Origin of the sequence: Xanthomonas albilineans, from assembly GCF_002939705.1 — a bacterium.
Taxonomy (GTDB): Bacteria; Pseudomonadota; Gammaproteobacteria; order Xanthomonadales; family Xanthomonadaceae; genus Xanthomonas_A; species Xanthomonas_A albilineans.
Genome location: NZ_MDCB01000013.1, coordinates 83,667 through 104,272, shown reverse-complemented (window position 1 = coordinate 104,272; position 20,606 = coordinate 83,667). Strand labels below are relative to the sequence as shown.

Genomic DNA, 20,606 nt, shown 5'->3' with positions numbered 1-20,606 from the left:
GATGGCGGAAGGGCTAGGACGTGCGGGGCGTGGCCGCCTTCTTCATACGGCGTTATCGCGCAGCCAGGTGTGGACGCTGTGTGGATCTGGCAGTGCGTAGGTGGCGGCGCTGTCAGCGCGGTGGCCGACCAGCACGCTCCAGCCGCCGGCCTGGTTGGCGGCGGCGAAACCGAATTCGTCGGTGAGGTCGTCGCCGACGAAGACCGGGCGGCGTCCATGGAACGGCGGTTGCAGCAGCAGCGTGGTTACCGCGACGCCCTTGTCGCTGCCCTCGGGAACGAATTCGATCACATGGTCGCCGGGTTGCAGGCGATAGCCGGGGAGGGTGGCGATCTGTTCGCGGGCGAAGGCCAGTATTTGCTCGGCGGCGGCCGGTGTCGCGCGCCAGTGCAGTGCCAGGCTGGCGCCTTTGTCCTCGATCATCACGCCCGGATAGGTTTGGCGCAGCAGCGCGGCGCGCGTCTGCAGCATGCGCAGCCATGGTCCGGTGTCGGTGGGGATCGTGGCGCGCGCTGTGGCATCGGCGCGTAGTTCGTGGCCGTGCAGCCCGGCCGCAGGCAATCGCAACGGCGCGAACAAGGCATCCAGTTGCGTCAGCGGACGCCCGCTGACCAGTGCCACGGCACCGCCGAGCCATGCGTACAGGCGACCGATCGCCTCGCGCACCTCGGGTAGCAACTGCACCCGATCGGGGTGTTCGGCAAATGGGATGAGCGTGCCATCCACGTCCAGGAACAATGCGCAGGCATCGTCCAGGCGTGGCGGCGGCGGGCGGAGGGGGCGAGCGTCTGCCATTTGCCCATCATCGCCCAGCCGACGTTAGGGAGAAGTTGAGCGAGGCGGCGCCGTCGTCCTCCGCGTGGTATTCGGCTTGCCGATGCGCCGAGGTAGGGTAGCTGAAAAACGTCGCGAGCCGCTGTCGGGCGGCGCGGACAGTGCGCAGGAACCGTGGTGTACACCGGGGTACACGAGGATTCCGAGCACTGTTCGCGCTCGCCCGATCGCGACGCAGCCGTTTCGTTGGCGACGCTTAGAAGCTGTAGCGCACGCGCCCGTAGTAATACGCGCCATTGCTGCCGATCGGCGACAGCACGTCGTAGGGCAGGTTGCCGAAGTAGGAGATGTCGCTGTTGGAACGGTCGGCGTAGGCGTCGGTGAGATTTTGTCCGCCGATGGCAATGCTCCACTGTGGGGTGAGGTGGTATTCGACTTCGGCGTCGAGTTGCCACTTGGCGCTGTAGGTCTGCTGCGGCGCGAAGCCGCCACCGAAATCGAAGATGCGAGTGGCGCTGCCGTAACGGCTGAGCCGGGTCTGCAACGACCAGCGCGTATCGCTCCAGTTCGCGGCCAGTTGTGCGCGGGTACGCGGCGCTGCACCGGTCAGGGTGTTGCGTTCTTCGATGCCGAACAGCACGTAGTCCGGGTTCAGTGCCAGCAATGGCGCCGGCGTGGCGACCACGTTCTGCAATTGGGTCTTGGCATAGCTCCAGGTGCCGGTGAGTTGCAGCTGGCCGTCGCCCAACGCCTGCCGCCAGTTGCCGACCAGCTCGGCACCGCGGGTGCGGGTGTCGGCGGCGTTGACGAAGAAGCTGGTGCTTTGCAGGCCGGGAATGCCGAAACGTTGTGCGACGAAGTCGGTCAGCGCCGTGCCGTCGATGTTTTCCGACAGTGCGATACGCTTGTCGATGTCGATCTGGAACAGGTCCAGCGACAGGTCGAAGTGGGGATCGATGCGGCTGGTGAAGCCCAGGCTGTAGTTAACCGATTTCTCCGGTTGCAGCGTGCGTGCGCCGAGCGCTTGTGCGATCGGGTTGTTGACCGACAGCAGCCGGCCCTGCAGCAGCCGGCCGGCGGCGTCGTAACCGCTGGAGCTGGCCTCGTAGCCGATCTGGCTCAGCGATGGCGCGTGGAAGTTGTTGGAAATCGCACCGCGCAGCGCGAAGGCGGGCGCGAATTCGTAGCGCGCGGCAAGCTTGCCGGTGAGTTCGCTGCCGAAGTCTTGGTAATGCTCGTAGCGCGCGGCCAGATCGGTGGAGAGTTTTTCGCCGAACTGGCTGGACAGGCTGGCGTAGAGACTGGCGACATTGCGCGACAGGTCGGTTGCGTCCTGTGGCGTCAGTCCGCCGCCGGCTTGGGCGCCGGTAGGACGGTCGATGTAGGGGCCGGCGGCGTAGCTGGCCGGATCGCCGGGCCGGGTGCGGTAATGCTCGCGGCGCAGTTCCACGCCGGTGCCGAGCGTGTGGGTGGCGCCAGCGGCGTCGAGGCTACGGCTCAGGTCGAGGTTGGCCACGCTTTGCGCGAAAGCGTAGTCGCCGGTCTTGAAGCGGGTCGGGCTACCGGGGCCCAGCGAGGCATTGAGCGAGTGTTTCAGCCGGTAGGTGAAATCGTTGCGGCCATAGTCGAGGCTGGCATCGTAGGTCCAGTCGCCCCATTGTCCACGTGCGCCGCTGACGCCTTGCACGTCGCGGTTTTCGCCCAGCGACACCGGCCGGTAACCGGTGGGATAGACCTGGAGCCAGTTGGCGACGCTGTCGGGATAACGGAAATAGTTGGCGCCCTGGGTATCGCGCTGGTTGTAGGTGCCGAAGAAATAGACCTCGCCGCCCTGGCCGAATGGCACCTTGCCGTTAATCCAGCCATTGAGGTCCTTGCTGGCGCCATCGCCGAGCACGTAGTTGCGCTTGCCGGCCAGGGCAAGATTGGCTGGGGTTTGCGCTTCGAATGGCGGGATCTGATCGAAGCCGGCACGGTTGGTGCCGTCGTGGTGTTTGAGTTCCAGGCCGACCTTGAAGAAACCGCCATCCTCGCCCAGGCGGGTGCCGACCTTGCCGCTGGCATAACCGGTCTGGCCGTCGGTGAGGGTGCGGTGGATCGGCTTCACGTCGGTATGGTTGGCGCCGTAGCTGGTTTCCACTGCGCCGCTGTCCGGATCGTCGTCGAGGATCACGTTGATCACCCCGGCCACCGCGTCGGAACCGTACTGCGCGCCGGCGCCGTCGCGCAGCACTTCGATGCGCTTGATCGCGCTGATCGGGATGGAATTGAAATCCACCGGCGTGGTGCCCTTGCCGATCTTGCTGTCGGTATTGACCAGGGCCGAGGTATGGCGGCGCTTGCCGTTGACCAGCACCAGCACCTGATCGGGCGAGAGCCCGCGCAACTGCGCGGCGCGGACGTGGTCGGCGCCGCCGGAGTTGGATTGGCGCGGGAAATTGAACGACGGCAGCAGCGCTTGCAGCGCGCTGCCGAGTTCGCCGTTGACCACGCCGGCGCGGCGGATGTCCTCGGCGCTGAGCACGTCCACCGGCGCGGTGGATTCGAGCACGGTGCGACCGCTGGCGCGGGTGCCGGTGACGATGACCGTGTCTAGGTTGGTGGCGGCCGGATCGGCCTGCTGCGCCAGGGCGGGGGCCGACAGGGCCAGGGCGATGGCCAGGCTCAGCGGCGTGGCGAACGCATACGACATGGGGACTCTCCTGAAACGATGACCGTGAAGACCAGCGGTGCGTCGTTTCGGGGGCGTCGCTGGTTGGGCTTGCTGCATCCATCCGGATGGAGCGATATATTATCGCAATTTTAACGCGATGGGCGCGTCGTGCCTCCATGCCACCGGGCATGCGTCGTGGTGGTTGGTGATTGGCCCATGCCAGGGCAAGCGCAGCAATGGAACGTACGTTTCGACCAGCGATGCCGACGAACACGGCCAGTGAGTTGCGCTGTATCGGACACACCTTGAGCGACAACCGGCATGGGCTGATCGTCAACGCGTGCGTGACGCGGGCCGATGGCGACGCAGAACGCGAGGCGGCCAAGGTCATGATCGCCGATGCACGGCAAGCAGCCGCTGCTGAAGCGGTTGTGACCTTGGTCTGAATCGCCCCGAGATTTGAGGAGGCCTGTTGGCTTGAGTCAGACCGCTATGATCTGACGGTGATCTGACGGTTCTTGGATTCTGTCTTTGTCTCTATCAGCCCTCCCCGCAGGGGCCGCCGGAGGCACCCAGGTTGGGCCATGTACTCATGGTTCAACCCTCCTGCGGCGCTGCCGTCGAAGCAGGATCGCCTGTAGAGTTCGAGTGGCGCTACACTCAACGAGGGTCATGAGTGTCTACAGGACTCTGGGCGATTCACTGGCTTTTTTCCTCAAAAGGATATTGATGTTTTCATGAACTCGTCTGCCGAATTGCTCAGGGAACTCCGCATCGACCGCAACAAGGCGCCACCGCCGTCCTCACGCAAAGGCGTGTGGATCGCGCTGCTCGTGGTGGTGGTGCTGTTACTGGCCGGTCTCGCCGTCTGGCGTGTCCTGGGCCGCGCCAAGCCGCTGGAAGTGCGTACCGCCACGGTGACGGCAATGGGAGGGAACAACCGCGCCGCGGCCTCGGTGCTGGATGCGACCGGCTACGTGATCGCGCGTCGCACCGCCACGGTCTCGGCGCAGATCACCGGCCGGGTGGAAGAAGTGATGATCGAGGAAGGCCAGCGTGTGGAAGAAGGCCAGATCCTCGCGCGCTTGGATCCGATCAACGCCGATGCCGAACGCAGCCTGGCGCAGTCGCAGCTGTCGGCTTCGCAGAGCCAGGTGCAGAACGTGCAGGCCCAGCTGACCCGTGCCGAAGCCGAAGCCAAGCGCCTGGAATTCCTGGCCAAGCAACAGCTGGTGTCGCGCTCGCAGTACGACCAGCAGGTCGCCGAGCGCGACGCGCTGCGCGCGCAGTTGGAAACCGCGCGCCGCAACGTGCAGGTCGCGCGAGACCAGCTCAAGCTCTCCACCATCGGCAAGGATTACACCGTGGTGCGCGCGCCGTTCGCGGGCGTGATCACCGCCAAGGCTGCCCAGCCCGGCGAGATCGTCTCGCCGCTGTCGGCTGGCGGCGGCTTCACCCGCACCGGCATCGGCACCATCGTCGATATGGATTCGCTGGAAGTGGAAGTGGATGTCGGCGAGGCCTATATCGGCCGCGTGCAGCCGAGGATGCCGGTCGAGGCCACGCTCAATGCTTATCCGGACTGGAAGATCCCGGCCGAGGTCATCGCCGTGATCCCCACCGCCGATCGCGGCAAGGCCACGGTCAAGGTGCGTATCGCGCTGAAGTCCAGGGACCCGCGCATCGTCCCGGAGATGGGTGTCAACGTCAGCTTCCTCGAACCGTCAGTCGATGATCACGCCAGGACGCCAGACACCACGCTGAAGGGCGTGCGCGTGCCGGCCGCGGCGGTGACCGAGCGCGATGGCGCGCCGGCGGCGTTCGTGCTGGTCGAGGGCAAGCTGCAACAGCGCACACTCAAGGTAGGTGCCACGCTGGCCAACGACCGCCAGATTCTCGGTGGCCTGCAGGCCGGCGAAACCGTGGTGCTGGATCCGCCGCCGACGCTGAAGGACGGCGATGCGGTCATCACCGGCTCCACCGACAAGTCGTAGCGCTTCATCGCATTGCGGGAGTGGAGGTCGCATTTGAACACCTCCCCGCCCGATCGTCGCTTTCGCATGAATAAGGCCGGCGCCACGCGCGCCGGGTCACGCGCCGGAGCCGGACGTCCCTGCGCTTACCGCCGTCCCGTTCGGGCCGTCCACCCGAGTCGACCGTAAGAGAGGCATCGCCATGACGTCCCTGGTTTCCATCCGCAACCTCAGCAAGAGCTATCAGCGCGGCCCGGAGAACGTGCAGGTGCTGCACGGGCTGAACCTAGACATCGCCGCCGGTGACTTTGTCGCGCTGATGGGTCCATCCGGCTCTGGCAAGACCACGCTGCTCAACTTGATCGGCGGGCTGGACACGGCCAGCGACGGCCAGATCCAGATCGCCGGCCAGCACCTCGAATCGATGTCGGCCGGCCAGCTGGCGCAGTGGCGCAGCGACCATGTCGGCTTCGTGTTCCAGTTCTACAACCTGATGCCGATGCTGACGGCGCAGAAAAACGTCGAGCTGCCGCTGTTGCTGACGCGGCTGTCCGGCGCGCAGCGCAAGCGCAACGCCGAGATCGCGCTGACCTTGGTCGGCCTGGCCGAGCGTAAGTCGCACAAGCCCAACGAACTCTCCGGTGGTCAGCAGCAGCGCGTGGCCATCGCCCGCGCCATCGTCTCTGACCCGACCCTGTTGATCTGCGATGAACCCACCGGCGACTTGGATCGCAATAGCGCCGAGGAGATCCTGGGCCTGCTGCAGATGCTCAACCGCGAGCACGGCAAGACCATCGTGATGGTCACCCACGACCCGAAGGCGGCCGAGCACGCTAGCCACATCCTGCACCTGGACAAGGGCGTGCTGGTCGAACAGCCGGCCCACGCCTGACGCGAGGAGCCCGTGATGAAATACCTACATCTGATCTGGGCGGGGCTGTTCCGGCGCAAGACCCGCACGATTCTCACGCTGGTGTCGATTCTGGCCGCGTTCCTGCTGTTCGGTCTGCTCAACGGCGTGCGCGAAAGCTTCGCCCAGGCAGGCCAGAGCGCGCAGGGCGCCAAGCGCCTACAGACCGGCTCGCGTTTGTCCTTCAGCGACACCTTGCCGCTGTCGCTCAACGATCGCATCGCGCGTGTCGATGGCGTGACCAAGGTGACCTACGCCAACTGGTTTGGTGGCGCTTACCAGGATGCGCGCAACCAGGTCTTCAGCTTCGCCGTGGCGCCGAATTACCTCGACCTGTATCCGGAAATCGAGGTCGACCAGTCGCAGCGCGCCGCTTTCGCCAACACCCAAACCGGTGTGCTAGTCGGCGAGAAGCTGATGCGGCGTTTCGGCTGGAAGGTCGGGCAGAAGATCCCGCTGCTGTCGACTATCTTCCCCAACAGAAACGGCAGCAAGAACTGGTCTTTCGACATCGTTGGCGTGCTCAAAGTCAAGCCGGGCTCGGGAAGCGTATGGTTTGACCAGCAGATGTTGTTGCACTGGAAGTATTTCGACGAATCCTCCCCATACAACCGTGGCGCGGTGGGCTGGTATGTCTCCGGTGTGGCCGATGCCAACCAGGCCGACCGCGTGGCCAAGGCGATCGATGCGCTGTCGATGAACTCCGACCACGAGACCAAGACCCAGACCGAATCGTCCGCGATGGCCTCGGTGGTGAAGCAGGTCGTTGATATCGGCCTGATCGTCGGCTCGATCATGGGCGCGGTGTTCTTCACTCTGCTGCTGCTCACCGGCAACACCATGGCGCTGGCCGTGCGCGAGCGCACCTCCGAACTGGCGGTGATGAAGGTGATCGGTTTCCGCGATGGCGCGCTGCTGGGCCTGGTGCTGGCCGAGTCGGTGCTGCAGGTGGTGCTGGGCGGCGTGCTGGGGCTGGGCATCGCCGCGTTGATCGGGCCGATATTGACCACGGCCACTGGTGGCGCGATCACCATGCCGCCGGTCGGCTTGCATAGCTGGATGCTCGGCCTGTCGCTGATGTTGGGCATCGGTTTGCTGGTCGGCCTCCTGCCCGCGCTGCGTGCCGGGCGCCTGAACATCGTCGATGCCCTGGCCGGGCGCTAAGGAGAATTCACCATGCGATTCCTGAAATCCTTCGCACGCGGGCTTGGCTTGTTTGTGGTCGTGCTGGTCGGCCTGGTCGCTTGGTTGGCTTTGCCCTGGTACATCCTGTTGCTACTGGTGGCGGTGTTCTTGCTGTGGATGCTGTTCACCCGGCGTGGCCAGCAGGCGGGCTCGGTCACGCAGATCGGCCTGAGCACGTTGCGCCAGCGCATCGGCTCTTCGTCGGTGATCGTGATCGGCATCGCCGGCGTGGTCGCAGTGCTGGTGGCGCTGCTGGCGATGGCGCAGGGCTATCGTGCCACGTTGCGCGCCAGCGGCAGCGAGGACACCGCCATCGTGCTGCGCGGCGCGTCCTCGGCCGAGGTGATGTCCATTCTCCCGCATGAGGCGGTCAACCTGATCGCGCAGGCACCGGGCGTGGCGCACGATCTGGATAACCGCGCCCTGATCTCGCCGGAACTGGTGGTCGCCGCCAACCTGCCGCTGCGCGACGGCGCTCCTGACGAGACTGGTAGCGTGCAGCTGCGCGGCGTCGGCGCAGCGGCCTGGACCATACGCCCCAACGTCAAGGTCGTGCAGGGCGACAAGTTTGTTCCGGGGCGGCGCGAGCTGATGGCCGGCGTCGGAGCGCAGCGTCAGTTCAAGGGGTTGGAACCAGGCAAGCAGATCCGTCTGGGCAGCCAGCTATGGACTGTGACTGGCATCTTCCAGTCTGGCGATGCCACTGACTCGGAGCTGTGGGCCGATGCCGAAGTGGTCGCCACCACCTATCGCCGCGGCAGCTCGCGCACCTCGGTCATCGCCAAGCTGACCAATGCGCAGGCTCTCGCCAGCTTCAAGGCCGCGCTGGCCGCCAACCCGCAGCTGGACGTGGATGCCGAAACTACCCTGTCCTACTTCAGCAAGCAGTCCGAGCAGATGACCAAGATTATCCGCGCCATCGGCATGATGGTTGGTGCGATCATGGGGATTGGCGCGGTGTTCGGTGCGCTCAACACCATGTTCGCCACTGTCGCCGCCCGCGCCCGCGAGATTGCCACGTTGCGTGCGATTGGTTTCCGCGGCGTGCCGGTGGTGGTGGCGGTGATGTTGGAAACGATGCTGCTGGCGCTGCTTGGCGGGGTGCTTGGTGGTGTGTTGGCATGGGTGATCTTCAACGGCTTCACCGCCTCGACCCTGGTCGGCGGTGTCGGCCAGCTGACCTTCGCCTTCAAGGTCTCGCCCGACGTGCTGTGGACCGGAATCAAATGGTCCATGGCGATCGGCTTCGTCGGCGGTTTGTTCCCCGCCCTGCGCGCCGCCCGCCTGCCGATCACAGTAGCTCTGCGCGAGGTGTGAGGGGGGCATTTCACGGGCACTTACGAGAAGGCCGATCAAGGCCGTGAGGAGTGTTCATGTCGAAGCGAAATGAGCCGCCCGTTTTTCGTGGACAGGTCGATGTCCCCTCTGGTTGTTCGTCATCAAGCGGCCGCAGTTCTTCGCTGCTCGGTCATGCGATTGCCCTTTTCGTCCTTCATCTTCTCGTCCTTCAAATTGGTCATCAGATAGATCCGTTTTAGCCTGGCGAAAACTGGCAAGCGCAGCACGCCGGAGGATGCCTGTAATGCATTGGTCGATATGGCGTCACGGGTTTTTTCAGCGACGAAGCCTTAACATCGCGCGCTCTTACCCGTGTTTCGACCGAGATCCTGCCGATGCTGCACCGTGTCCCCTTGTTTGCCGTCCTCCTTGCTCTGACCGCCTGTACTGGCGTCGCGCCTTCTGCCTCCACCGCCGCGCCGGGCGCGGTCAGCGCCGCGTTACAGGGCGATGCCTCCCGCCCGGCGCAGGCCAAGGGGTGGGTGCGCAGCGAGTTGTATTTCGGCGTCGGCGAGGAACACGGCCCAGCCGATCGTCCGCAGGCCGAGACGATCAGCCAGGCGCGCTGGCGCGCGTTCCTGGACAAGGAGGTCACACCGCGCTTCCCCGATGGCCTGACCGTGTTCGATGCCTACGGCCAGTGGTTGTTCCGCGGCGCCAAGGAACCGAATCGGCTCAACACCAAGGTACTGGTGATCCTGCACGAAGACACGCCGCAGCGCCGCGCGGACATCGAGGCGATCCGGCTGGCGTGGAAGCAGGCCACCGGACACCAGTCGGTGCTGTGGGCACGGCAGGCGGTGGAGGTGTCGTTTTGATGGCCGTGATGCCTGCCTGTCGGGTTGGGAGCCAAGCATGCCGCAGCGCTGCGCGGCGGGCTGAGCGCGTGTGCGGCTCCGCGCGCACGCTCAGCGTTACGGTCGGTTTGCCATGACCCTGGCCTCGGTGTCCTCTGCCACGCGGCCGCGTTGGTTCGTCGTGGGCGATCTCAATGGCTTCTTCGGCCTGGTGGTCGACAATCTGTCGATCCTCGGTTTCATCACTCTGGCCCTGGTCGGCATGTTCCAGTTCCCCGCCGAGGTGATCTACACGCGGATGATGCCCGGTACCGCGTTCGGGGTGCTGATCGGCAATCTGCTGTACACCGCGATGGCGCGACAGTTGGCCGCGCGCAGTGGGCGTAGCGATGTCACCGCGATGCCCCTGGGCCTGGATGCGCCGACCAGCATCGGCATGGCTCTGTTGGTGCTCGGCCCGGCGTTCGTTCGCTACAAACAGCAGGGTCTGGATCCGCAGGCGGCGGCGCTGGCCACCTGGCGCCTGGGCATGGCCGCGCTGGTGCTGATGGGGGCGCTCAAGACCGTGCTCGCGTTCTTCGGCGAGGCGGTCACGCGGGCGCTGCCGCGTGCGGCGTTGCTCGGTTCCATCGCCGGCATCGCGCTGGTGTTGATGGGCTTCCTGCCACTGCTGGAGACCTTGCGCACCCCCGTGGTCGGTTTGGTGGTGCTTGGCCTGTTGCTGTACGTGCTGATCGCCAGGGGCCGCTTGCCGTTTGGCCTGCCTGGGGTGCCGCTGGCGTTGGTGCTGGGCACCGGCCTTTACTACGGATTGAATGCGGCAGGCATGGGCATTCCGGGCCATCAAGCGGCGCAGTGGATCGCACCGCATCTGGTGCTGCCATGGCCGAGCCTGGGCTTCGTCGCCGGGCTGGCCGATACGGTGCCGCTGCTACCGTTGCTGTTGCCGTTCGGTTTGCTGATGGTGGTCGGCGGCATCAACGTCAGCGAGAGCGCGCGCGCTGCCGGCGACGACTACCGCACCCGCGATATTCTGCTGGTCGAGGCGTGTTCGACCCTGATTGCCGGGGTCTGCGGCGGTGTCGCCCAGACCACGCCCTACATCGGCCAGCCGGCCTACAAGCACATGGGCGCGCGCAGCGGCTATACGTTGTTGACCGGGATGTTCATCGGCCTGGGCGGCATGTTGGGATTGGTCGCCGGGCTGGTGCAGTGGCTGCCGTTGGCGGTGCTGGCGCCGATCATCGTGTACGTGTCTATTGATATCACTACCCAGGCATTTCAGGCCACCCCCAAACGCCATGCTGGCGCGATGGTGTTGGGTTTTCTACCGTCGGTGGCGTATCTGCTGGCGATCAAGGCGCCGGGTTGGATCGCGCCGGACCATCTGGCCGCGCTGACCACCACGCTGGACGGCAATGGGTTGCCGGAACTGGCGGTGATTCTGACCCTGGGCAACGGTTTCATCATCACCGCCATGCTGTGGATTGCCACGGTGGCGGCGATGGTGGACGGGCGCTTGCGTCGCGCTGCGGGGTTTCTGTTGGTGGCGGCGGGACTGACGCTGTTCGGCCTGATCCATTCGGTGGATCCGCGTGGCGGCATTTATCTGCCTTGGACGTTGCGCGGCGTGCCTCAGTTGATGGCGTGGCAGTTTGCCGGTGGTTATCTGCTGCTGGCCGCGTTGATCGGTCTGTTGTCGCTGCACAGGCCGCGTGCGCTGCGGGTCGTGGACTGAGCGCGATTGCGCCCGCACGCGGTGGAACGCTAGCGGAAAGAGGCGATGTGTTTGCAATGGTCGTCGCGGTTGCATCCCGTTCGATGCTGAACACCGACCGTGTCGCATCGGAACCTAGTGGCCGTTGTCGCTGTCAGAATGAAGTTCTATCAACGGAGCCCGATTCCATGCCGCCGCGTCCTGCCATGCCGCCACGTCCTTCCCTTTGGCCCTGGATGCTGGTCGCGGTGCTGGTGGTTGCCGCCGCAGCATGGTTGTTCCGCGACGCCCTGGGCGGTTTGCTGCAGCGTGTGGCCCCACCATCGCCACCGCCGCCGAGTGCTCCCGCCGCGCCTGCGGTGCCGTCTGCGCCAGCCGCGGCGGATGCTGCATCGGCACCACCGATCCAGCATCCGATCGACGCCGCCGCCGCGGATGCGGCCGATGCGGCGATTCCGTCCTTGGCCGATAGCGATGCCGCCGCCTGGACGGAACTGACCAAGCTGGCCGGTGGCGATGCGCCACTGGCGTTGCTGTTGCGCGATCATCTGATCCAGCGCCTGGTGACGATGGTCGACAACCTGACGCAGCACCGCGTCACCACGCGCGCGCTGGCGCTCACCGCGGTCCCCGGCGCATTGCAACTGAGCAAAGATGCCAGTGGCATCCAGGTCATCGCCGAAGCCAATGCGCAGCGCTATGCGCTCTACGTGCAGGCCTTCACCCATGCCGATCCCAAGGCGCTGGTAGCGGCCTACCGACGTTTCTATCCGCTGTTTCAGCAGGCCTATGTGGAGCTGGGGTATCCGCACGGATATTTCAACGACCGCTTGGTGCAGGTGATCGACCATCTGCTGCAGACCCCGCTGCCGTCGGTGCCGTTGGCGGTGGTGAACGATCCGGTGCACGGTAAGTTCCGTTTCGTCGATCCGGCGCTGGAGTCGCTCTCGGTCGGGCAGAAGGCCTTGCTGCGACTGGGGCCGACGCAGGCCGCTGCGGTAAAGGTGCAATTGCGTGCGTTGCGCGCGGGCTTGACGCAGACATGAGGGACAGCAAGGACGATCGGCGATAGACCTTGCGAGCCGTCTTCGCCATCGCGTTCCATGGAGTGGCGGAAGATCGCATTCGTATTGAACGAGGACCACCGTCGCATCACTGCGCTGTAGACGGTGAGCGTCGCAGGTTCATGCACGCCCTGCGTTGCGTGGGTTGTACGCGTGCAGAGGCATGGGCTTGAAACAGGTGCAGTCAACCGCATCTGATTAGGCATGCCGGCATGGCCGGCCCCAGTCAGAGGATTTCCCGATGCGGATGGACAAGCTCACCTCGCGTTTCCAGCAGGCGCTGGCTGACGCGCAGTCGCTGGCCGTAGGCCGCGACCACACCATCATCGAGCCGGTGCATGTGTTCACGGCGCTGCTCGATCAGGCCGGCGGTAGCACCCGGCCACTGCTGGCGCAGGCCGGCGTCAACGTGCCCGCGCTGCGCGAGCGCTTGGGCGAGGCGCTGGAAAAGTTGCCCAAGGTCAGTGGCCAGCCGGGCAATCTATCGATGGGCAACGACCTCGGTCGCTTGCTCAACCAGACCGACAAACTGGCACAGCAGCACAACGATCAGTTCATCCCCAGCGAATGGTTCGTGCTGGCCGCCGTCGACGATGCCGGTGTGTTGGGTCTGGCGTTGCGTGCGGCCGGTGCCGACAAGAAGAAACTGGAAGCGGCCATCGACACGTTGCGCGGCGGCGAAACCGTGCAGTCGGAAAACGCCGAAGACCAACGCCAGGCGCTAGGAAAATACACCATTGACCTCACCGCGCGCGCCGAGAGCGGCAAGCTCGATCCGGTGATCGGCCGTGACGAGGAAATCCGCCGCACCGTGCAGGTGCTGCAACGGCGCACCAAGAATAATCCCGTGCTGATCGGCGAACCCGGTGTCGGCAAGACCGCCATCGTTGAGGGCCTGGCGCAGCGCATCGTCAACGGCGAAGTGCCGGAAGGATTGCGCGGCAAGCGCGTGCTGTCGCTGGACATGGGCGCGTTGATCGCCGGGGCTAAGTTCCGCGGCGAGTTCGAGGAGCGGCTCAAGGGCGTGCTCAACGATCTGTCCAAAAACGAAGGCCAGATCATCCTGTTCATCGACGAGCTGCACACCATGGTCGGCGCTGGTAAGGCCGATGGCGCGATGGACGCGGGCAATATGCTCAAGCCAGCGCTGGCGCGCGGCGAACTGCACTGCATCGGCGCCACCACGCTGGACGAGTACCGCAAGTACATCGAGAAGGATGCGGCGCTGGAACGGCGCTTCCAGAAGGTATTCGTCGGCGAGCCCACGGTGGAGGACACCATCGCCATCCTGCGCGGGCTCAAGGAGCGTTACGCGGTGCATCACGGCGTGGAGATCACTGACCCGGCGATCGTCGCCGCGGCCACGTTGTCCAACCGCTACATCACCGATCGTCAGTTGCCGGACAAGGCCATCGATTTGATGGACGAGGCCGCCAGCCGCATCCGCATGGAGATCGATTCCAAGCCGGAGGAGCTCGATCGCCTGGAGCGGCGTCTGATCCAGTTGAAGATCCAGCGCGAAATGCTGAAGAAAGAGAAGGATGACGCCTCGCGGCAGCGTCTGTCCGATCTGGAAGCGGACATCGACAAGCTCGAGCGCGAGTTCTACGACCTGGACGAGGTGTGGAAATCCGAGAAAGCCGCGTTGCAGGGTGCGACCAAAATCAAGGAGCAGATCGAGCAGGCGCGGGTGGAACTGGAAGCGGCGCAGCGGCGTCAGGATTACGCCAAGATGAGCGAGATCCAGTACGGTCTGCTACCGAATCTGGAGAAGCAGCTCGCGGCCGCCAACGAGGCCGAGCAGCATGAGTTCAAGCTGGTGCAAGACCGCGTCACCGCCGAGGAAATTGCCGAAGTGGTGTCGCGTTGGACCGGTATTCCGGTCAACAAAATGCTGGAGGGCGAGCGCGACAAGTTGTTGCGCATGGAAGACGAACTGCATCAACGCGTGGTCGGCCAGCATGAAGCGATCAAGGTAGTGTCCGATGCGGTGCGCCGTTCGCGTGCGGGGTTGTCCGATCCGAATCGCCCCAGCGGCTCGTTCCTGTTCCTGGGGCCGACCGGCGTCGGCAAGACCGAATTGTGCAAGGCGCTGGCCGAGTTTCTATTCGACAGCAGCGACGCGATGATCCGCATCGACATGAGCGAGTTCATGGAAAAGCATTCGGTGGCGCGGCTGATCGGCGCGCCTCCGGGCTATGTTGGCTACGAGGAAGGTGGTTATCTCACCGAATCGGTGCGGCGGCGGCCGTATTCCCTGATCCTGCTCGACGAGGTGGAGAAGGCGCATAGCGATGTATTCAACATCCTGCTGCAAGTACTCGACGACGGTCGCCTGACCGATGGACAGGGCCGTACCGTGGACTTCCGTAACACCGTCATCGTGATGACGTCCAACCTGGGCTCGCACCAGATTCAGGAGCTCAGCGGCGACGACAGCGCCGAGGCCTACACACAGATGAAGGCGGCGGTGATGGGCGTGGTGCAGGCGCATTTCCGCCCCGAGTTCATCAATCGGCTGGACGATATCGTGGTGTTCCATCCGTTGGACAAGGCGCAGATCAAGGCGATTGCGCGCATCCAGTTGCATGGCCTGGAAAAGCGCCTGGCCGAGCGCGGCTTGAAGATCGAACTCGGCGATCGCGCACTGGAGCTGCTCGGTAACGTCGGATTCGATCCAGTGTACGGCGCGCGTCCGCTCAAGCGTGCGATTCAGGCGCAACTGGAGAACCCGCTGGCGCAGCAGATCCTGTCCGGTCAGTTCCTCAGTGGCGACACCATCAAGGTCGATGCCGAGGGCGGGCATCTGCTGTTCGCCAAAGCTTGAGGCCGACCGCTCCGGCATCGACCGTGCTGCCGGAGCGGGTCGCGGCTTGCCGATGGCCCCGCGCGTGCCACGGCGACGCGCTTGGACAGTCAGATATCGCGATCCTGCACGTGCGCCACGCAGTGTGCTGGTGTTGGCATTGTTGCGATGCGACGTGCGTTCTTTAAATGATCATATAAATATCGGTAGCAGAAAGTCAGTGCTGCTGTTGCAGCTATGAGCGTTGCCGATGCCATGGAGGCCGATGCGTGGCTGTTTTCTCGTGTGCCGTTCTGCGCTTGCAGTGTCAGCATCGATTCGAAGACCAATTCCGCTAGTTTCGGAGAGCGTGCGAATGCCGAATCGTCCACTGTGGAGCCGCATGCATCCGCTTGCCAGCGCCCTGGGTCTGGCCATGTTGACCCCGGTGTTGGCGTGGGCACAGGCCGCGCCGCCGCCGCCGACCGAGCGTCCTGCGCAGGATGCGGCGACCACGTCGACGGCGGATGTCAAAACGCTGGATGGTCTGGTCGTGACCGGCGTGCGCGAAAGTCTGCGCTCGGCGCAGGCGATCAAGCAGGACGCCACTCAGATCGTCGATTCGGTACAGGCCCAGGACATCGGCAAGCTACCGGATGCGAACACGGTGGAAGCCTTGCAGCGCATCACCGGTGTGCAGATCCAGCGCCGTTATGGTGAAGGTGCGACCGACTTCGATCATCGCACGCAGCCGGCTGTCACCGTGCGCGGCCTGACCCAGGTGCGTAACTTTCTAGACGGCCGCGATACGTTTTCCGCCAGTGGTGGGCGCACGCTGGATCTGGAAGCCATTCCGCCGGAATTGCTGTCCGGCATCGACGTTTACAAAAGCCCGCCTGCCAACATCATCGAGGGCGGTGTGGGAGGCGTGGTGAATCTGCGCACGCGGCTTCCGTTCGATGCCCCGGGTCGCGTGCTGAGCGCGACGCTCAAGGGAAATTATTACGATCGCGCGGACAAGACCGGGGGATCGGCTTCCGGTCTGTACAGCGACCGCTTCCAGACCGACCTCGGCGAAGTCGGGGTGCTGTTCAATGTCGGTGCGGGGCGATCCAGCTACCGCCAGGACGCCATTTTGTCCGGTCCGTTCGGCCCGGTGCAGCCAGGTGCCATCGCGGGCGCACCGGACACTGCACAGATTCCCTACGGGTTCCAGATTTACGACGACGGCGGTGATCGCAAACGCCTGGGGACGGCGGCGACGTTGCAGTGGAAGCCTTCCGACAGCGTGCTGGTCACCGGACAATTCCTGCGCACGCAGTACGATTTTTTCCGCCAAGGCAAGTATTTTTATGCGAGTAACCGACGTAACGCGACCTCGCCCTTGCCCGGCGCCGCATTTACCTTCAACAACCAAGGCTACGCCACCTCTGGCGCGCTGGAGAATCAGGTCTTCGAGTCGGCGCGCTTCGATCAGGACCTGACATCGGCAAACACCAACTACAGCCTCAACCTGCGCTGGAATGCCAGCGACAAGCTGGCGATGACGTTCGATGCGCAGTATCTGGATACATTCTACGATGCCGACCGCAATGGCTTCGTCGTCTCCCTGTACGACCGTGGCGATGAGGACGGCACCACCGGCCCGCATCAATCGATCGTCGATTTCGATCTCAACGGCCCCAGGCCACGCTTCAACGTGCGCAATCCCGCTCTGCTCAGCGATCCACGCAATTACGGTTTCAGCTACATTGCCGATGCGCTGCAGCGTAATGACGCCGATCAGCTGGCCCTGCAATCGGATCTGGAATATTTCACCGAGGGTGGCTTTTTCACCAAACTCACCGGTGGGGTGCGCTACGCCGATACCAGCATCGATCTGCGCGGCACCTGGAATGCGGCCTGCCTGGGCGTCAGCGGCGCCGATCGCGATTGTGCGGCGAATCTGGTTTATCCGAACGTCGCGCAGCATCCGGAGTTGGTACGGCGCGGCCCGTCGCCGCACTTCTTCGACGGCAACACCCTGGCCGGCGGCGTTCTCTACCCGGAATTCGCCAACGGCAACGGTTTGTTCGATCGTACGGCGCGGACCGAGGCGCTGTTCGGCTTCGCGCCGCAGACCGTGTTCCGGCCAGATAACCTCAACCACCAGACCGAAAAGACCTGGGCCGGCTATGTCAACGCCGACTACGAGGCCGAGATCGCCGGCCTGCGTATGGACGGCAATGCCGGCGTACGCCTGGTCAAGACCACGACGGGTTCGGATGGCGCGCTGTTCATGGACGATGGCACGATTGCACCGCTCTCGGTGCGCCGCAGTTATCACGATGTCCTGCCCAGCCTCAACCTGCGCGTGCATCTGAGCGACACGCTGCAAGCGCGCTTGGCGTATTCGCAGGCGATTGCACGGCCCAATTTCGATCAGATGTCGACCAATGTGTCGCTAGGCGCGCCCGGTCAGGTGAATCCGGTGACCGGCCGGCCTAGCGGTTCTTCCGGCAACCCGTTGCTCAATCCGATTCACTCGGATAACTACGATGCGACGCTGGAATGGTATTTCGCGCCCACCGGCTCGCTCACCGCGGGCGTGTTTTACAAGCGGGTGGATGGCTTCCTGGCCAGCGGCACGGTGGTGCGCAACTACAATGGCCTGGATTACGACATCGGCACCACCCTCAACACCGGCGATGGCACCATCCGTGGCGCCGAGTTCGGTTACCAACAGTTCTACGATTTCCTGCCCGGTTGGCTGAGTGGTTTGGGTTTCCAGTTCAATTACACCTACGTGGACAGTAGCGTTTCCAATCCCTTCGCGACGCCTGGCTCCAATTTCCCGACCCGGGTACCGCTGGAGAAATTGTCCAAGCATAGCTACAACGCGGTGGCACTCTACGAAAAAGGCCGCCTGACCGCACGCCTGGCCTGGAGTTGGCGGGGCGCGTATCTGGATACCACCTATGGCAGCGGCGCCAACGGCATTCCGCAGTTCCAGAAACCGTATGCCTCGCTGGATGCCTCGCTCAGTTTCGATGTGAACAAGCATGTGGCGCTGTCGTTCGACGCGGTGAATCTGACCAACCGCATGAATCAGACCTACATCGGCACGCCAGCGGCACCATTGCAGTACCAGCTCAACGACCGCCGCTTCGGGGCCTCGATCCGGGTCACGTACTGACCGACATCATGCGTGCGCGTTTGTGGCTCCGTAGCGGGGTATGCGCGGCCATATCGGTATGGGCTGTGCGAGACGGCGCGATGCCGTCGGTGTGGTGATGCTGGTGGTGTGATGAGCGACGCCGGCCCGCTACGTCAGCACTTGCGCATATAATCAATTTGCCTACATATTTTTTGTGCTGTGTTAGAAGGGAAGAGTTGGTCGGGTTTTCCAAAAAAATGCTGCTGATATGAAAATTAGCAGTTGCCGATTCCAGTGCGGTCAAAATGACTCATGGACCATCTAAGGACAAGGAAATCGAGATGCAAGTATTGACAGTGGCAGAAGTAAATGCTGTCTCTGGGGGGGATGGTATCCCGGATATTTTGGGCGGAATTGGCATGGCTGGCGGTGGTGTTGCAACGGCGGTAGGTGGTTTGCTTGTAGAATCGGGTCTCGCTGGTGGCATTATTATTGGGGCGGCGTAGTGGCTGCAGTTGCCGGCGTTGGATTGATTGGCTGCGGCTTATACGAGTTGATGCATCAATAAGTAAAACTAAAGCAAAGGCGGGTATCATTCCGCTTTTGCTTTATTATTTAAATAAATCGCGAGTTAATATTGTGAATATACCCAGGGATCTGCGAGTATTTTTCTATATGTTGGCCATTCCTGCAATGTTTTTTATCATTTCTGGAATTACTATTAATCGTGGTGGTGTTGTGCATCTTGTTCTTGGGTTGATAATTGCATTCGCTGCTTTGTCTATATTGGTAGGTTTAATTATTCATCTCTTTGTGGAGTTTCGAAAAGCCAAATCATAAACGCGGTGATGCGGGCGCTGCCGCGCTCTGTGTTGCAGCGTGCTGTTGGTGAGTTTGCTGCCTGCCATGGCCGCGCATGCACAAGACAGCCATTTTGTCGCGGCCGTCGCTGATCGTCGTTGCGTTCGGCACGGGGTTGCGTTGTGTAAAAGCGCCGCCGCACGCCGATGGCGGGGCGGTGCGCTACGGTTCGAGACGGAAAGCTTTGCGAAAGATCGCACCTACATGCTGGAAGGCGTTTAAGCCGCAGTCCGGCTATGGTGTTGTCTGAATGTTTTCTTTCGCCATCGTTGAGTCCGTTGCGCATGTCTGGTCCACATCGGTCGATTTGTTTGCCGACCGTGGGGTAGCGCCGTTGCTGGCCGCGCTACACCTCACCGGCCTGAGCGATAATCCGCGCGACATCGCCGCGTCGCTGCTGATTGCCCTCTTGCAACTGAGCATCATCGGCGTGTTGTTCCGCCCGCTGGAGAGCCTGTGGCCGGCCGAGCGTTGGGAACACCGGCGCTTGGCGCGCATCGACTTCCACTACACCTGGGTGATGTTGGTCGGGGTGTTTCCGTTGTTCTCGTTCCTGATCCTGACCCCATTGTTCAATGCGCTGGGCGGGGCCGATGCGAGTGCCGCGTCCGCGCCGCAATGGGGTCTGCGCTACGCCTGGCCGTGGCTGGACCGGCATCCGCTGGCCCTGTTTGCGCTGTACTACCTGGCCTACGACTTCACTTATTACTGGATGCATCGGGTTCAGCACTGGATCCCATGGTGGTGGGCGATGCACAGCATGCACCACAGCCAACGTCAGCTCAGTTGCTGGAGCAACGATCGCAGCAATTATCTGGACGGGATGCTGCAGTCGTTCGTGCTGGCCGCAGTAGGTATCGTGTTCGGCATCGAGGCTGACGAATTCGCCTGGATGATGCTGCTCGGGGAACTGGTGCAGAACTTGTCGCATGCCAATGTGCGCTTCGGCTTCGGCCCGGTGCTGAACAAGATTCTGGTCGATCCACCGTTTCACCGTTTGCACCATATGCGCGTGGATCCGCAGCGGCCGAATCTGCACAACTGTAACTTCGGCCAGGTGTTCGCGTTCTGGGATGTGTTGTTCGGCACGTCGCTGTATGGCGAGCCGGTGCGGCCCACAGGTGTTGGCGACCCGATGGTCGATCGCGACAACGAGCTGGGATTGGTGGCGCTGCAACTGGAAGGGTTGAAGCGATTCTGGGGCGCTGTGCGCCGCCGCGTAGGCTGGGTGCCCGGCGAGGTGGCGTTCGGTGAGGATTACGTCCCGATCCCGGTGGACCATGCGGGCATGCCGTTGCATGCCGACCCGCATTCGGCGCCGATCACCGACACGGCGGCGTAATACGGCGGCACCCCAGTTGGCTTCAACGCACACGCGCCTCTGTGCGTGCCATCCTCATATGACGGTCGCTG

The 20,606-nt window shown here is 63.5% G+C and carries 14 protein-coding genes, 1 other RNA gene and 1 pseudogene; 13 read left to right on the top strand and 3 right to left on the bottom strand.

Features of this window, described 5'->3' with window-relative positions; genetic code table 11:
• Positions 1 to 42 precede the first annotated feature (42 nt).
• The 3 genes from otsB to XalbCFBP2523_RS12230 all read right to left on the bottom strand — a co-directional run bounded on the left by otsB (position 43) and on the right by XalbCFBP2523_RS12230 (position 3,466).
• A complete protein-coding gene (gene otsB, locus XalbCFBP2523_RS12240; RefSeq protein WP_045765341.1) occupies positions 43 to 795 on the bottom strand; it encodes a trehalose-phosphatase in 753 nt (250 codons plus the stop codon).
• Between the two features lie 99 nt (positions 796 to 894).
• Positions 895 to 969, bottom strand: a non-coding RNA gene (locus XalbCFBP2523_RS12235) — sX9 sRNA.
• Positions 970 to 1,030: 61 nt separating this feature from the next.
• Positions 1,031 to 3,466, bottom strand: coding sequence for a TonB-dependent receptor plug domain-containing protein (locus XalbCFBP2523_RS12230; protein WP_045765342.1), 2,436 nt, complete (start codon positions 3,464 to 3,466; stop codon positions 1,031 to 1,033).
• A gap of 233 nt (positions 3,467 to 3,699) precedes the next feature.
• On the opposite strand from XalbCFBP2523_RS12230, the pseudogene XalbCFBP2523_RS12225 reads away from it, so the two are divergent.
• From XalbCFBP2523_RS12225 to XalbCFBP2523_RS12175, 13 genes and pseudogenes are all read left to right on the top strand, one after another.
• Positions 3,700 to 3,840: pseudogene (locus XalbCFBP2523_RS12225) on the top strand (IS5/IS1182 family transposase); the annotation flags it as partial.
• A gap of 324 nt (positions 3,841 to 4,164) precedes the next feature.
• Positions 4,165 to 5,421, top strand: coding sequence for an efflux RND transporter periplasmic adaptor subunit (locus XalbCFBP2523_RS12220; RefSeq protein ID WP_045765343.1), 1,257 nt, complete (start codon positions 4,165 to 4,167; stop codon positions 5,419 to 5,421).
• Between the two features lie 181 nt (positions 5,422 to 5,602).
• On the top strand, positions 5,603 to 6,292 hold the full coding sequence (locus XalbCFBP2523_RS12215) for an ABC transporter ATP-binding protein (RefSeq protein ID WP_012915234.1): 690 nt from the start codon (positions 5,603 to 5,605) through the stop codon (positions 6,290 to 6,292).
• A gap of 15 nt (positions 6,293 to 6,307) precedes the next feature.
• Positions 6,308 to 7,474, top strand: coding sequence for an ABC transporter permease (locus XalbCFBP2523_RS12210; RefSeq protein ID WP_045765344.1), 1,167 nt, complete (start codon positions 6,308 to 6,310; stop codon positions 7,472 to 7,474).
• 12 nt (positions 7,475 to 7,486) lie between these two features.
• Positions 7,487 to 8,812, top strand: coding sequence for an ABC transporter permease (locus XalbCFBP2523_RS12205; RefSeq protein WP_104629966.1), 1,326 nt, complete (start codon positions 7,487 to 7,489; stop codon positions 8,810 to 8,812).
• Between the two features lie 356 nt (positions 8,813 to 9,168).
• Positions 9,169 to 9,651: a DUF3574 domain-containing protein gene (locus XalbCFBP2523_RS12200; RefSeq protein WP_045765345.1), complete on the top strand. Its 483-nt coding sequence runs from the start codon at positions 9,169 to 9,171 to the stop codon at positions 9,649 to 9,651.
• A gap of 112 nt (positions 9,652 to 9,763) precedes the next feature.
• Positions 9,764 to 11,368, top strand: a complete 1,605-nt coding sequence (locus XalbCFBP2523_RS12195; RefSeq protein WP_045765346.1) for a hypothetical protein — start codon at positions 9,764 to 9,766, stop codon at positions 11,366 to 11,368.
• A 185-nt stretch (positions 11,369 to 11,553) separates the two neighbouring features.
• Positions 11,554 to 12,393, top strand: coding sequence for a DUF3014 domain-containing protein (locus XalbCFBP2523_RS12190; protein WP_045766626.1), 840 nt, complete (start codon positions 11,554 to 11,556; stop codon positions 12,391 to 12,393).
• 259 nt (positions 12,394 to 12,652) lie between these two features.
• The gene (gene clpB / locus XalbCFBP2523_RS12185) at positions 12,653 to 15,238 is read left to right on the top strand and encodes an ATP-dependent chaperone ClpB (protein WP_045765347.1); all 2,586 of its coding nucleotides are present in this window, start codon (positions 12,653 to 12,655) and stop codon (positions 15,236 to 15,238) included.
• Positions 15,239 to 15,572: 334 nt separating this feature from the next.
• Entirely contained in the window at positions 15,573 to 18,371 is a 2,799-nt protein-coding gene (locus tag XalbCFBP2523_RS12180) for a TonB-dependent receptor (RefSeq protein ID WP_045765348.1), read from the top strand.
• 302 nt (positions 18,372 to 18,673) lie between these two features.
• Positions 18,674 to 18,838 carry a hypothetical protein gene (locus tag XalbCFBP2523_RS16585; protein WP_155394542.1) on the top strand — a complete coding sequence of 55 codons (165 nt, stop codon included), beginning with the start codon at positions 18,674 to 18,676 and terminating at the stop codon, positions 18,836 to 18,838.
• Entirely contained in the window at positions 18,813 to 19,172 is a 360-nt protein-coding gene (locus tag XalbCFBP2523_RS16845; RefSeq protein WP_146084080.1) for a hypothetical protein, read from the top strand. Before XalbCFBP2523_RS16585 ends, XalbCFBP2523_RS16845 begins: the two co-directional genes overlap by 26 nt.
• A 271-nt stretch (positions 19,173 to 19,443) precedes the next feature.
• Positions 19,444 to 20,535, top strand: coding sequence for a sterol desaturase family protein (locus XalbCFBP2523_RS12175; RefSeq protein ID WP_045765349.1), 1,092 nt, complete (start codon positions 19,444 to 19,446; stop codon positions 20,533 to 20,535).
• Positions 20,536 to 20,606 lie beyond the last annotated feature (71 nt).